Below are 15525 nucleotides of genomic sequence, written 5' to 3'. Positions count from 1 at the left end.
AAATGTTTTAATTGTGTCCTCAGTATCCACTTCACCCATTAATACTAGCCTTTAAAATCTTAAACATTTCCTCTTTATGCTCGCTTGCTTTTTGTTTGGTCCATTTTTTATCATCTAGATTGACTAATTCGCTCATAATTTTTAATTTCAAACTTTGGTCAATGACTTTTCGGAACGTGCTGATTTTGCCCTCTGGCGATACATTGGAAAATTTCGAGTTTCCTGATACCGTTATTAAGGCTAGGTTGCCAAACCCATGGAGGTCATCTGATTCCCAAGGTTCACTTTCCACTGGATGTTGTGGATAGAAGTGTTCAATGGAACTTCTAAATTGAAATTGCCAATCGTCGCGCATTGGTTGGATAAGCTCTTTATTTAAGTAAGAATAACCATCTTTGTATAATAGATAATCAAGGTAAGTAAATACGATTCGTTCAAAGCCAAATCCACTACTATCCTCAAATTCTGATTTCTTAATTTTTGTTGTGCAGTAGTCTTCGAGAATTTTAATCATGTTACATGATTCATCTGCTAATAACTTTGTTAAAACTACTGAAATCCAATGCATCGTCTTAGGGGATGTATACGTTATACGTAAGCAGGATTGCAGCGTTCTTATTTGTTTATTGCTCTGACTATCGTCATCCCCAAAAGTGCCTACATATTTGGGTTTAGCTCCCCTCTGATCATTATATTTCTCCAAACGTAGTAATGACCATCTTCCCTCTTCTTTATAGTTTTTAGCATATTCTCGTTTCAATATATATTTATCAAACAGCACTCGACATTTTAACATATGGTATAAGAAGTGCTTTGCTTTTTCTGCATCAGCCCACGCCCAAGATAAATTATTTAAAAAGTGTTTATCATCAAGTGTTGCATCTTCTTCTGCTAACTTAGCGATAACGGCATTTACTTGCAGTAAAAAATTAGGAAATGAAACAGTTGATTCAAAACGTTCTGTCTCCACCTCTTCCTTACTTACTGCAGTATGACGAAGTTTACCTTCTTTTAAAATATCAATTAGTGGAACTGCTGTATTGTCATCTTCAGCAGTCGGAACGTACATTTTAATAGAATCAAAATCGTTTATATTATCCTTAAGGCTCGTCCAATCGTTTGTAAAAAGTGCATTTCTAACAGTAGGGTCAAAATTCATTTGGATATACGAATCCATATCAGCGCACTTATCCCAAATCAATGCTGCCGTTTTTTTATCGTGTTTTGTATCTAAAACTTCTAAAAACTTTGCTTTTGCTATTTCATGGAGCTCAAGTTGCTCTCCTCGAGTATTCATAATTTCAAAGTAATGATTTAAATCGATATCTTGTGGAACTTGTACACGAACAAGAAAAACCTTTTCAAGTTTTTTATTCAACTCAATTTTGTCTATTTTTTTCGTTTTAAAATAGTTATCAATAACTTGATATCCGTTCAAAATTTCACTAGCAGATAACTCCTCCATTAATCCATCATGATCGCCTTTATTTAACATGGTAAGTGTACGGTTTGACTTATCTCGCGCCTCAAATATTAACGCATCCTGCGCAAATTTTGTGCCAAGATAATTTTCTAATAGAAATAATGTTGTCAGTCGTTGTTGTCCATCTATTACCTCATAAACATTTATATCCGTTTGATTCACAATAAGATTGCCAAGAAAATAGTTTTTGCTAGGATCGTTAATTGAACCTAAAATATCTTCTATAAGTTGTTCAATTTGCATTTCTCCCCAAGCATAGTTACGTTGATAAATCGGCACTTTGTAACTGCAATTAGCAAAAATGCTTGATACCGGGATGACTTTTAAATTTTTATCCACTGCCTACCACCTATTCCATTCACAAAGTAACGTGTACACCGCTTTATACTTTTCTATATTTTTATTATCAAAAGCTGGTTGCTCTAAAACAATCAACTTTAATTCCTCTGGATGATTCATTTCACTAATTTTTGAAAACAGCTCCAAACCATTGTTTAAACGTTCATGTTTTCCTCTTGCATATTTATTAATTGTTTGCAGACGCACAGACTCCATCGTCAGTCTTAATGAAAAGCACCATGAATATAGTTGCTGCATTTCACCTTTAGATAGGTTTTCCAAGCCAAACCGATCTGCAAAAAATAACAACGCACATTCATATAGCTGTTTAATGTATACATTGCCCGAACCCTTATCTGGAACTTGTTCATTGGTATGAACTTTCTTAATTAATTTTTGTATTTCCTCAAGTTGCTTTCTGTAGTGCAGCGTATAATTAAAAAATCGATTTCCAGCTATCAGCGGTTGTGTTAATTGAAATTGATTTAAAGCTCTAGTTGCTAGTAGTTCACTACTGCCATTTGCATTAAACTGATCTACAAAAAGGTTACTTGCTTTATGATAGATTGCATAATTAAACACATTCGAGCTTTTTATTCCTTTAAAGACATCGATTTTATTTGAAGAATAATCCACACCATTCTTTCCTTTATACCATTGTGTCAAAGGGTAAAGATAATTTTTAAATAAGTCATTCAAATGATTTTGGTTTAAATTTTCCCACTTGTTAATAATATTGACCTTTTGTTGTTCATCCGCATCTTCCATCTCACGTAAATGATACGACTTCAATAAATCATGTGGATCTAACTCTTTCCCCCGCGAGTTTTGTGAATCAAAAAATTGAAAAGCCTCTTGCTCACTGTTTGTAACAATTTGCACTGCACTACATTGTGATAGTAAATACCTTTTGTAATCGCTTAGCTCATCTGCAGAAAATTCACTAAGCCGCTTCGATAAAATTTTATAATTTGTGACGATTACATCATTCGATAGTTGACTATATTTTTCTTGTAATAGCCCTTGCGCTTCATCGCCTAAGCAGTAAAGAAGAATCGAAAGGGTTGTCAATCGCTGCTGGCCATCAACAATATTATATTTTTCATTTTCTTTATGTAAAATAACAGAACCAATTCTGTATTCTTTTATACCTTCTTGATAAGCTTGATATGTATCGAAAAAAAGCGTATTTGTGGACTGCACACTCCAACTATACGGACGTTGATATGATGGTAAAGCTAATTTCATACCAAGTAAGTCTTGCATCCACGTTATTTTCAACTCTTCTTGCAGTAGAGCCATCTTCAATCCCCCCGATAAAGTTACACATTATTTCAATGATAGCACCCACATGTCGTTTGGACTAGGAGGTGCAACTTATTTCGTAAATAAAAAAGACCACCTCTAATGAGATGGCTACATCATTCTAGATATTAAACTAAGGTTTACATTTTATAGATTAATTAATAGGGGAATAGGATATTTAATTCCCAATACTTTATCCCTAAATCTTATATCTTTTTAATTTCCAAGAATAAGCCCAAGTCCGAGGATGCCTTGGATACCCCTCTTGCGTCAAATCCTCCATATGATACATTTCCTTGTCTTTAATTAAAGAAAAAATTTCTTGAATCCTATTGTCGTAACCAAATATGTCACCTTTTCCCCAAGCAATAATTATAAACTGAGCCTCTTTGTTAGCCATTTCAATTATCATATTATTATTATACTTTCCGTCAGTATCTATCCCTTTAACAAAATCCAAACTTTGTACTGAAATATATTCATCCACTTTTTCTTGATATATCTCACATACTACATAAAGATTAGTAATAATAATTTTCCCTATGTCCTGTAAAACACCAGCAGAGTTATTTAAAGAAACGTATTTTATAATACGATTTAGAGTGTTGTCGGAAATTTCCTCATTTGCTTTACTTGGATTGATCATCATTAAATGGACCGCTTTGTCGTTATCACCATTCTTCAATTCTATATCTAACCTATATCTCCTATTAGTAGCTATATCATGCTGTACTAATTTAACATTTTTCACATACTCATTCTTATAGTGAAAAATCCTTTTTTTTACTCTTTCCATAATACCCCTCCTCTATATATGAAATATCTATGGAGTAAATATTTCAATGTATTCATTACAAAAATCAACAGATTATTTAATCTGTATGATTTCTGTTAATGAAAAACTTTCAAATATTAAATCTACTAACCCTTAATGCTTTATAATTAAATAAAGATAAATTTTGTTATAATTGCCCATCTTATATATCCGGATTAATTTTTATTATACGCCCTTTTTTTCTTCCTTTACATAATTTTTCTTTGTATTCAGAATAAACAGTATAATTAAATAATAAATAATAAATAATGAATTGAAAACGAATATACTTTTACAAGTCTTTTTGACAACCTCGAAGTAAATGTCAATGATTTAATGGATTGTAGCCGTGTTGAAGTAAAAGTAGAATGTGATTATTGTAAAGATTCTTTAATTAGAAGTGCAGGATGTACTAACTCCTAGCATCCACAGTAATTTTATTAATTTAAGTGTGCTTCTCTGCTTATACCCATAATAAGACAAAAAAGAATCCCATCTATTAAAAGACAAGATTCTTTAAACTCAAACATTTTTTGCTAGTAGTGTATTCCAATAAAATTACATTGAAGAAAAAACACCCTATGTAAGCGAGCAGACTAGTCCAATTTTGAAATGGATAGTTTAAACACTTACATAGAGTGGTCTAAGTACCTCTATATAGTTGGTTGAGGTTATGAAAGATATTTAATGACGTTTTTTGTTTAGACAGCTTTTTATGCTTATGCTTGTAACGCATTAATTGTTTGAGCTACTTGCTCTTCTGTTAAATTGTGACGCACGATGTAGCGATTACGCGCATGCGTTGTACATTCGATTGTACAGCCCCCTAAATGCTTGGATTCATTTTCTTCAGATGCGATGATTTGCTTGTTACATTCAGGGTTTGCACAGTTAATGTAACGTTCACAAGGTTCACCGTCATAGTGATCACGACCGATAATCACATGCTCTACTTGATTGATTGGCACCGTTAAACGCTCATCAAATACGTACATTTGACCGTCCCATAATTGGCCTTTCGCAACAGGGTCTTTTCCGTATGTTGCAACACCGCCATGTAATTGACCGACATCGCCAAAGCCTTCACGTTTCATCCAACCTGAAAACTTCTCACAACGAATCCCACCCGTGCAATATGTTAAAACATTTTTCCCTTCGAATAGCTCGCGGTTTTCACGTACCCATTCCGGTGTATCACGGAAGTTTTCTACATCTGGTCGAATCGCGCCACGAAAATGGCCGACATCGTATTCATACGTGTTACGCACATCTAATACTACTGTATTTTCATCTTGCATTTCAGCAAGGAATTGTTCTGGTGACAGGTAGCGACCTGTTAATTCATGCGGGTTAACGTCTGCTTCTAAGCCTAAGTTTACTAACTCAGGACGTGGGCGTACGTGCATTTTTTTGAATGCATGGCCATCTGCCGCATCAATTTTGAAGACAATGCCTTCAAATAACGAGTCAGCTTGCATGTTTGCCATGTATTGCTCTGTTTGCTCAATCGTACCTGATACCGTACCGTTAATGCCCTCATTGGCTACTAAAATACGACCTTTTAAACCGATTTCTTTACACATTGCTAAATGCGTTTCCGAAAACGCCGCTGGATCTTCAATTTTCGTGTAATGGTAATATAATAAAACTTGATAATTCATTGTTTCCACCTATCATTTCATATATTTGCAGGATATACCTGATAGTCTCTTTTACGACCTATTAATCATAAAGAATAATCATTTAATATGCTATCGGTAATTAGGCTGAAATGAGTATAATTATTATTTTTTAAGAATTTGTGAAGAGGTTAGCGGAGCTTTTTTATAAAGAAGTGTTTTTGCACAATATGGCGCGATTGTTGAATAAAATACTTATTTTTAATAGTACAAAATTTTTTGGATTACCTAAGATGTGAATATTCAACTATAAAATTTCCTAAAATAAAATAAAGCATAAACTTTCCATTTAGGAGATTTATGCTTTTCGTCACAATTTAACATGTGATTTTAAGTATATCTTCGCCAATTTCTTAACGATATACTTGCCAACACAGTAATGCCACCCCTTTCAAGCTACTTGCTTTAAATACCCTATGTATTTAAAGTTGTTATATTGATATCAATTGAATTTAACTATTACTCTTGGCATTATTTTGATTAATTTTTTTACTTTTGGCATATGTATGATTAAAGATTTACAATAGATAACTAGTCAGTTCATTATGTAGAAAATCAAATAAATAAATGCCTACAATTTTAATCATTTGTAGGCATCGAACAAAATAAAATCCCCTTATGTCAATAAACAGCAAAGAGCTCTTGTGACATATTCTATCTGAACTCGAAGCTAAATGCATGATTCACTTCACAAGAATATTTAACCTTTTTCGATTTCTTCAATAAAGGTCTTTACGGTTAAGTTCTAAAACCTTCTTTATATAATCCCGAATTTCAGTATTTGCAAATTGCTTCCCTACCTTAACTTTGCTATATATGTAATTCTTATTAAGCACTTTCCCTTCTTCAAAAGCTGTAAGTACACATTCACTAATTTGCTGTTTTATTTTACTTAGTTGTTCAGATTTTTCTTTGGATTTATACGCTTTATATCTTGCGCTTATTAATCGGCATTCTTCTGGAAAAAATGACCTTAATGATTCATTACTTTTATATCCAATTTGTTTAGTTACATCACTTAATTTAAGTGGTGGATACTCTTCACTATTAATATACTTATTAAGTGCAATTCTTTTTTCTTCAATGCTAAGTCTTATAAAACTCTTTCTGTTAAATAACTCTTTGTTAATTCTTCTAATTTGATTTTTATTAATACTAAACTCATTTTCCTTAAATAGTATTTTCTCTATAGAAACGTTTACGCAAAAACTTAATATTAATAAAGATTCAAAAGAAATCTTCTTAGTTTTCTTTTTCCATTGAACTATAATTGCTCTATCAAAACCAATATTATTCGCTAAATTGTATATCGAATTATTAGTTGGATTGAAATATTCAGTCAATAAATTACTTACTGCATTTAAAATATAATCACGATTGAGAAACTCTTTCATTTCACTTTTCATAAGTTCTTCAACATTTTTGTATACCCACATCTGCCATTTTGTAGTTTCATCACATGTATTATTATTTATTACAAGATTAGAACCTAACCAATTCTTACATTTCGAACAAAAACCAATTACAGAATTCAAATCTAACTGTTTATTTTCTTTTTTACAGAACGGACAAATTGATTCCAAATAACAATTATGAATTAAACATAGTGTAACTGAATTTAGGGACCATATAAGCTTTTCATAGGCCTTATTTTCATTTTTTTGTTCATATATACAAGCAAAATGATTCCCATCCAGCTCGATATTTCAACCCTATTGCCTCCACCTTATCATTACCTGAGATTTCAAAAAGGACTTTTCTAACTTGATCTGATGATTGTTCAAATACTGGTTTGATGTTGAGAATATTTGTCCCAAACTCCTTTATTAGTTCTTCACGAACTTTTTTTGGTAATATAGTCATTTGTTCAAATTCACTAATACGTTGCTTAAAAATAGCATCAGTCATTTGCTTGTATCTATAATTTGGTTGTCCTAGTTCTTTTAAAAATTGCTTTATACTTTCATATTTAGTCTTCGTATTTATATGTTTCATTATATGATCCTCCGATTATTAGACTGTCAGATATCCGTATTTTCTAAATATTAATTGAGTGATTCGTATCAACAACAATGCGATTAACTCTAAAGAATAACTCTACATTTTCTTTCTTTAAAAAAAGAAAAGGCACCGAATCAAATCGGCGCCTAAAAAGTGTATAGTACTCTTATTAAAAAACTCGAGACTATACTGTGTATTTTAGTTTGGAACACAAAAAGACGCCTAGCAGAGCCGGCGCCTAGTCATAACTAAGTTTATTTAAGCTAATTCTCAAATCTGTATTAAACATTTTTTGCTAAAATAAGGATGCAAAAAGCCTTTGGCCACCGTTGCTATATGAAGTTTGCTTAAAAAAGGACAGACTAGTCCCATTACAAGCAACCCTTCCAAATAGCAAATGTGCTTTCACTTCTTTTGATAACACTACATTAGTTACAGTTTCCATTACTTTTTGCCTCCTTTCATACTCAATAATAATTTTCTATACAAATATTTATTTAATAAAGCAACAAGGATTACATTTCATTAAGAGGTTGTCTCTAGTTTAAACGAGACACCCTCTTATTTCTTCATTGCTTAAAAGATATTATTTTTATACTGTTAAGCTACCATCAACTGTTATAACCGAACCAGCCATGAAACTTGATTTATCGGAAGCTAAAAACAAAACTGCTTCTGCAACCTCTTCAGGTTCTCCATGACGCCCCATTCTAACACGCGACATTTCTTCTGGTACGTATCCTGTTTTTTCTAGAGTTTCCCCTACACTTTTAAATAGTGGTGTAACGATTCCTCCTGGGCAAACAGCATTGATTCGAATACCTTTATTAGCGTATTCAATTGCAGCCCCTTTAGTCATACCTATTACGGCATGTTTACTTGCAGAATAAACAGCAATGCTATGCTCTGGACGAATGCCTGCTGATGAAGCCGTATTGATAATAGATCCTTTACCTTGCTTCTCCATCACTTGGATCACATATTTCATTCCAAGGAAAATCCCCTTTACATTTATGTCCATAATTCTTTCGTATTCTTTTGTTTCCACAGTTGTGAATGGTGCAAATTTTTGAATAATACCCGCATTATTGAAAAAGACATCAATACGATTATAATTATCAATAGTTTGGTTTATATAGTTTTGAACATCTTCCTCGTTCGAGACATCTGCTTTTATAAAAATACCTTCTCCACCTTTGTTTTGAACAAGCTTAAGAGTTTCTTGACCTGTAACTTCGTTGAAATCAACTAGCACCACTTTATACCCATTTTCAGCGAATTTTATACTTGTAGCTCTACCGATTCCACTACCTGCACCTGTTACGACAGCAACTTGATTTTCATTAAACATATATATTTCCTCTTTTCTATGTTATTTTTCAATTTGAACCTGAGTTATTAAAATTTGATTTTTAAGTAGTCGGTGGCCCCCTACATAGGCATTCCTTCTTCATCATTTTTTTATACCCTAGCCAAGAGACGAGCTACTTCTTTCTCTTTTTGCGATTTTGCTTCAACATAGTCATCATAGTTGCCGTCATATACATTGACTCCTGTTGGAGAGAGTTCCAACATTTTGTCAGCCAGCTTATTCAAAAAATAACGGTCATGAGAAATAAAGAACAATGTACCCTCATAATTCTTTAGTGCAGATTCCAACACCCCTTTACTAAATAAATCTAAATGATTTGTTGGCTCGTCTATAATAAGAACATTAGCATTTTGTAACATAAGCTTGGATAACGCAACACGTGCTTTTTCACCACCACTAAGAGCAGAGATTTTCTTAAAAATATCTTCGCCCGTAAACAAGAAATTCCCAAGTACAGTACGAATTTTAGCCTCTTCTATATGAGGGAATGCATTCCACACCTCATCTAATATTGTATTATTGGAATGTAAAGCTGACTGCTCTTGATCGTAATAAGCAATCGTAACTCCATTTCCCCAAGTTATTACGCCACTTTTTGGTTTATAAACATCGAGTAACGTCTTAAGTAATGTTGACTTTCCAACACCATTTGAACCAATTAATGCTACCCTTTCACCTCGTCGTAGCTGGAAACTAATATTCTTTAATAGAGGTTTTTGTTCAGTACCTACTCCGACATAGATATCAATATCTCTAACTTGTAACACCTCTTTATGAGACGCTTTTTCTATTGAAAACGACATCTGTGCACGTTTTAAGTCTTTGATAGGTGTATCAATACGTTCAATTCTCTCAAGCTGCTTTCGTTTGTTTTTTGCACTTTTAGAAGACGTTGCCATGGTAATGTTCCGTTGAATGTAATTTTCCATCTTTGCAATTTGTTCTTGCTGTATTGAATATTTCTTAGCTAGAAGTTCACGGTCTTTCACTTTGTTCTCAACATATTTCGAATAGTTTCCTACATATCGTCGTGCTTCTGTCCGCTCAATTTCATAAATAATGGTTACAAGTGAATCCAAAAAGTAACGATCATGTGAAACAACAAGGATAGTACCAGAATATGAACGTAAATAACCTTCTAACCAAGCTAAAGTAGTAAGATCCAAATGATTTGTTGGCTCATCAAGGATAAGCAAATCAGGCTTTTCCAATAGGATTTTAGCTAAAGCAAGCCTCGTTTTCTGACCTCCACTTAACGTATGAATGAGTGTGTCTCTAGAAAAATCTCCAAAGCCCATTCCATGCAGAACACCACGAATTTTTGCTTCTATTTCATAACCACCGTGCTCCATAAACCATTCTGATTTTGCTGCATAACGCTTCATCATTTTTTCATATTTTACGGGATCAGCTATTAACGCAGGTTCACCCATTGCTCTTTCTAACTCGCGAAGTTCTTTTTCAATTTCAAGAAGATAAGAGAAGACATTTAACATTTCATTCCAAATCGTATTTTCCATTTCTAGTCCACTATTTTGGCGGAAATAGCCAACCTTTGTTTCTTTTGCAATATAAATTTCCCCATTATCGTAAGGGATATCCCCAGCAATCATCTGTAATAAGGTTGATTTTCCAGCGCCATTCACTCCTATAAGACCAACCCGGTCGCCTGCCTCAATTTTCATTGATATATCTGAAAGTATTGGATCACCTAAATAACTTTTACTAATATTGTTTAATTGAAGTAACATTTTTATCACTCTTTCTTTATAAATATTGAGCAGCCTGTTTCATGATTTTCATCAAACAGGAAGCCACAAAAACATATGCATATCAATTTTCCTCCTTTAGAACGCAAAAAAGGCGCCGAATAAACCGGCGCCTAAAGATTGCGTAAACCTTTAATAAGTACAAAATTGTTTAGTAATATCCTACAAATTTTGCTTTAAAACACAAAAAGACGCCGTAACCGGCGCCTAATAAATGCATCTATTTAATCAAAACTCAAAGAGTCAGTCATTTAAAGATATTTTACAAATTCTAAAATAAGAATGCAAAAAGCTTCCGGTAGCTGTTTTCTATATGAAGTTTGCTTAAAAAAGGGCAGACTAATCCCGTTGTAAGCAAATCCCCTAACAATCTATACGACTTTACTTCTTTTTCCATGTTCATAAAAACAGTTTCCATCACTTTTTGCCTCCTTTCTCACTTATAATATTAACTATTATAATACATATTGATTAAAAAACAACCCTTAGTAATGCCCCGTCAACACTAATGACGCTTAGCCCTTTATCTACCATAATTCTAATTAATATAGACACAATACTCTTTGTAATGGATAAACCTTTGTCGGATTTTCTACGACTTTTTTATTCTTGCCTAAATTGTAATATACATTCTTTAATTTTATCAAAGGAGTTATTCAATTAAATGGCCCTTTAATGAAAACGAGCGCTGATCTTAATTACAGAATAGCGCCCTATTGTTGAATAGTAGTAAATGCAAAAATGCATCTGGTTAGTCTACTTGCTCCGCAAACTTCTTCCCGAACTCTTCCATCAAATCAATTATAGGAATGAGTTCTTTCCCTTTTGAGGTTAATGAATACTCTACACGAGGAGGCACCTCTGGAAAAACTTTGCGGTTAATTAAACCATCTGCTTCTAATTCTCGAAGTTGCTTTGTAAGAGAACCTTGTGAAATATCTCCTAAAAAAACTTTGATTTCACTATAACGACGCTCTTTAGACTTTAAATACCAAAGAATAAGATATTTCCAACGTCCAGAAAGTATATTTTGGGTATAGGTAATGCCATGTACATCTCTGTGTTCCTTAAGATACTCTTTGTCACATCCAACCTTAGATATTCTAGCCACCTTTTCACCTTCTTCCTACTATTTAAGTACAAAAAAATGTACTACATCAATTTTTATTGCCTACTTCAAAAAAGTGAGAAATGATTTTATTCTAGTATATGTAACAAGAATACTCAATACGTTTTTAATATCAAAAAGATAGGTCTAAGTTTTGATATGTAATATAAAAATTCTATAGGAGGAACAATAATGAGATTTGGAATTATAGGTGCAGGAACAATCGGGGCAATTATTTCTAAAAAATTAATTGAGAATGGGCATGATGTTAAAATTGCAGATTCACTAGGAATTCAACGTTTAGAAGGGAAAGATCTTGCTGGAATACCTGTGCGTGCAGAGGAAGCAATTACAAATATTGAAGTTCTTATCCTCCCTCTCCCTACAAAAGCAATACCAAGTATTCGGAACATTATCGATCAAGTCGGAGAGGAAGTAATCATTGTAGATACTTCTAATTATTATCCTTTTAGAGACGATAAAATTGAAGAAATCGAGAACGGGATGGTTGAAAGTGTTTGGGTCTCAAATCAATTAGGTAGACCTACCATCAAAGCTTTCAATAACTTACTAGCCTATACTTTAGAAAATAAAGGAACGCTAGAAGGTACTATTGAACGCATTGCTATGGCGATTGCTGGTAATGACGTATCGCAAAAACAAATAATCATGGATGTAGTAAACCAGCTAGGCTTTGATACAGTAGATGGTGGTTCTTTAAGTGATTCGTGGAGACAACAGCCGGGAACTCCTGCATACTGCACAGAACTAACAAAAGAAGAACTAACAAAAGTATTGAAAAAGGCAAATAAAGAAAAAGCCCCATTCCTACGAGATAAGGTAATAGAAATGCTTTCAAATCCTAACCTTAGCCCCCTTTCACATAAAGACATTGTAAATATGAACAGATTTATATATAATTCATAAATCAAAAAGGTGCACTCGTTAGTGCACCTTTTTGGTTGCCCCAAATATCCCTGTCCTTATTTTTAAAACATTTCTTCATTTTACTAAGCGTAACTAAACAATCTGGTCCTTTAAAAGAAAAAGACGCGTTCCTAAATAAAGGCACCCGATTGTTGAGTAAATAATTAGTTTAGCATAACAGTTGAATAAGTTCTTGAACTACCTTAGATATACACCATTATTTATATCAAATGTTGCACCTGTGTAATGCTTTGATATATCTGACAATAGGAAAATAACAGTATTAGCAACATCTTCATTAACAGACTTAATAGTTCGAATATTCCAACAATTAAGTTTAAATAGTAGTATATACGGTTGATTTAAAATATTATTTCACATTACCCTTACATGATAAAGAAATTTGCAGTATCCATGTTAAAAACTTGTGAAAACATGTTTTAGTAATACAAATTAGAACCCTCTCAGCTAACAAAATGATTTATGTACCTTTTTGTCCGTATGAAAATGAGGGCATCAGTCCGGCAAAGTCTCCTGATTCATTATTGTTGTTTTGTAGACATTAATTTAATACCTAATCCTGTAAACACAAGACCAGAATCTTTATTCTTGATTGGTAAAGAGGGACAGCATTGTAAAAACATCTGGGGCGATGTTTACCATCCCGAAGCTAATATATGTAATGAAGTAAAAAATATTACTACTATGAATATGTGATTTACAAAAGGGTTAAAAGGGCCACCTGACCAGAGTGGCCCCAAACCAACAAATCAAGAGGTGTCAAACTAAGAAACTAGCTTAACACTACTATTAATATGATTGGATAACTATATTTGTATAGTTCATAGCCTTTTAAAAAGAAATTATAAAAGCTATAACGGCGAGGTCGTTATAGCCCAAGGAAAAGTATGTAATAGTGACACTTTCATCCTTTCCAACTTGTATTAAATTTTATACATTTCAAATAAAAAAGGATCACTTCAATTAAGAAAGTGATCTAAAGCAACTTAAAGGAAAGAGGTAAAGTAGATGAAAGTAGCAAAAATATATGGAGCAAAAGATATTCGAATAGAAGAAGCAAAATTACCTTCCCTTGAAAAAGGTATGGTTAAGTTGAAAGTTGAATACGCTGGTATTTGTGGTAGTGATATGCATGAGTATTTAGCAGGTACTTATCCTATGCGTACACAACCTGTTTTGGGCCATGAGTTTTCGGGTGTAGTTGTGGAAGTAGGAGATGACGTAACAAATGCGAAAGTCGGAGATCGAGTAGCCGTTGAACCTCTTATTCCTTGTGGAAAATGTGACAATTGTCAACGAGGTTTTATGAATTTATGTACTGAGCGTCAAGGGTATGGATATACAGTTTCAAGTGGATTTGCCCAATTTGCAATCGTAAAACAAGAGAATATTTTCCATTTACCTGAAAATATGAGTTTAGAGCTTGGTGCTCTCGCTGAGCCAACTGCAGTTGCAGTGCATGCAGTCCGTCAAAGTCAATTAAAACTTGGAGATTCTGCTGCAATTTTTGGTGCTGGTCCCATCGGATTATTGTTATTACAAGCTGTCAAAGCAGCAGGAGCTAGTGAGATTTTTGTAGTCGAAGTATCAGATGAACGACGTCAAAAAGCTTTAGAACTAGGAGCAAATTACGTCATTAATCCAATTGATACTGATGCAGTTGCATTTATACGTGAGAAAACAAACGGTGGCGTAAATGTTGCATATGATGCTGCAGGTGTTCAAGCTACATTTACAAGCGGAGTAAGTGCAGTTCGCCCTGGAGGTGAATTTAAAATTGTTAGTGTATGGGAGAAACCAGTAAATTTTGATCCTAATTTGATTGTTAGAACTGAGGCTAAAATCAGTGGATCTTATGCATATGTCCGCTTATTCCCAGAAGTCATTCGTCTACTGGCAAGTGGCAGTATTGATGGTAATGCAGTCATTACAAGTAATATTGCATTGGACGACATTGTTATTAAAGGATTCGAAATGTTAACAAAAGATCGTAGTCAATGTAAAATATTAGTGAATATGAGTCTTTAAGACTGCTTTCTTGAGTTAACACCGAAATAACTGTCTCTATCAAAGCAATACCCGTTACTAAAGTATCAGAACTTTGTTAACGCATCTAAATTCAATAACTGAAAAAGCGGTAACCTAGTAACCTTTTGAAGAAAAAAGCTTTGAACCACAGTGGCTCTAACAACCGGACTATTACGGGATATTGTGGCATATAGAAATTATTCAGACTCATTTTATCCTTATATCAACAAGTGTCATAAGTTAACTTATCTGAATGGTTATGTTTTTCATTAAATTATAAAAATATAAAGACTAATTTAGAAAATGAATTTGTAAAGCCTGCCTGAATGACATATAATACTCGGGCATTAGTGCTGGATATCTTCTTTCTGATACTGTATAACTCCCAGTGTACAGCTGAATTTGAAAACTCATTTGATTTCCTAGCAGTTATCTACCTATTGTTTATAATTATGCTGTTGCGTCTGTGAACGCTGCAGCTTTTTCTATTTTCTAAAGCTATAAACTATAAAACCCAAACTAATAAAGCATATAAATAGTAGTGTTAAGCTAAATTAGTTTAACTTCCTCCAGTTTCGTTACTATAGGGTCACTACTATCCCTAGTGACCCTTATATAGTTTCTTTCCTCAAACTGTTCAGTAACACACTAAACGCAAGCATACGTTTTTTCATTTGGA

The 15525-nt window shown here is 33.4% G+C and carries 12 protein-coding genes and 1 pseudogene; 2 read left to right on the top strand and 11 right to left on the bottom strand.

Features of this window, described 5'->3' with window-relative positions:
* Positions 1–31: 31 nt before the first annotated feature.
* From ACIQXJ_RS16025 to ACIQXJ_RS15980, 10 genes are all read right to left on the bottom strand, one after another.
* Positions 32–1822 (bottom strand): DUF262 domain-containing protein, encoded by a 1791-nt coding sequence (locus ACIQXJ_RS16025; protein ID WP_403055169.1) that lies wholly within the window; start codon positions 1820–1822, stop codon positions 32–34.
* Between the two features lie 3 nt (positions 1823–1825).
* Positions 1826–3124, bottom strand: a complete 1299-nt coding sequence (locus ACIQXJ_RS16020; RefSeq protein ID WP_403055171.1) for a DUF262 domain-containing protein — start codon at positions 3122–3124, stop codon at positions 1826–1828.
* A gap of 202 nt (positions 3125–3326) precedes the next feature.
* Positions 3327–3923 (bottom strand): DUF1643 domain-containing protein, encoded by a 597-nt coding sequence (locus tag ACIQXJ_RS16015; RefSeq protein ID WP_403055173.1) that lies wholly within the window; start codon positions 3921–3923, stop codon positions 3327–3329.
* 737 nt (positions 3924–4660) lie between these two features.
* Positions 4661–5602, bottom strand: coding sequence for an oxygen-dependent tRNA uridine(34) hydroxylase TrhO (gene trhO, locus ACIQXJ_RS16010; RefSeq protein ID WP_403055175.1), 942 nt, complete (start codon positions 5600–5602; stop codon positions 4661–4663).
* A 737-nt stretch (positions 5603–6339) separates the two neighbouring features.
* Positions 6340–7155, bottom strand: a complete 816-nt coding sequence (locus ACIQXJ_RS16005; RefSeq protein ID WP_403055177.1) for a hypothetical protein — start codon at positions 7153–7155, stop codon at positions 6340–6342.
* Between the two features lie 130 nt (positions 7156–7285).
* The gene (locus tag ACIQXJ_RS16000) at positions 7286–7615 is read right to left on the bottom strand and encodes a radical SAM family protein (RefSeq protein ID WP_403055179.1); all 330 of its coding nucleotides are present in this window, start codon (positions 7613–7615) and stop codon (positions 7286–7288) included.
* Between the two features lie 301 nt (positions 7616–7916).
* Positions 7917–8066 (bottom strand): hypothetical protein, encoded by a 150-nt coding sequence (locus tag ACIQXJ_RS15995; protein WP_403055181.1) that lies wholly within the window; start codon positions 8064–8066, stop codon positions 7917–7919.
* Positions 8067–8213: 147 nt separating this feature from the next.
* Entirely contained in the window at positions 8214–8972 is a 759-nt protein-coding gene (locus ACIQXJ_RS15990) for an SDR family NAD(P)-dependent oxidoreductase (RefSeq protein WP_403055183.1), read from the bottom strand.
* A 110-nt stretch (positions 8973–9082) separates the two neighbouring features.
* Positions 9083–10744 carry an ABC-F family ATP-binding cassette domain-containing protein gene (locus tag ACIQXJ_RS15985; protein ID WP_403055185.1) on the bottom strand — a complete coding sequence of 554 codons (1662 nt, stop codon included), beginning with the start codon at positions 10742–10744 and terminating at the stop codon, positions 9083–9085.
* Positions 10745–11513: 769 nt separating this feature from the next.
* Positions 11514–11873: a winged helix-turn-helix transcriptional regulator gene (locus tag ACIQXJ_RS15980; RefSeq protein WP_403055187.1), complete on the bottom strand. Its 360-nt coding sequence runs from the start codon at positions 11871–11873 to the stop codon at positions 11514–11516.
* Positions 11874–12062: 189 nt separating this feature from the next.
* Here ACIQXJ_RS15980 and ACIQXJ_RS15975 point away from each other — a divergent pair, with 189 nt between their 5' ends.
* Entirely contained in the window at positions 12063–12797 is a 735-nt protein-coding gene (locus ACIQXJ_RS15975) for an NADPH-dependent F420 reductase (protein WP_403055189.1), read from the top strand.
* Positions 12798–12995: 198 nt separating this feature from the next.
* On the opposite strand, the pseudogene ACIQXJ_RS15970 reads toward ACIQXJ_RS15975, so the two are convergent.
* Positions 12996–13094 (bottom strand): annotated as a pseudogene (locus ACIQXJ_RS15970) (3-ketoacyl-ACP reductase); the annotation flags it as partial.
* A 732-nt stretch (positions 13095–13826) separates the two neighbouring features.
* Between ACIQXJ_RS15970 and ACIQXJ_RS15965 the strand changes: the two are divergent.
* The gene (locus tag ACIQXJ_RS15965) at positions 13827–14846 is read left to right on the top strand and encodes a 2,3-butanediol dehydrogenase (RefSeq protein ID WP_403055191.1); all 1020 of its coding nucleotides are present in this window, start codon (positions 13827–13829) and stop codon (positions 14844–14846) included.
* Positions 14847–15525: the final 679 nt, after the last annotated feature.

The sequence above is a fragment of the Lysinibacillus sp. NPDC097868 genome (assembly GCF_044761135.1).
Classification (GTDB): Bacteria; Bacillota; Bacilli; order Bacillales_A; family Planococcaceae; genus Lysinibacillus.
This window is presented reverse-complemented; position numbering and strand designations above follow the sequence as displayed.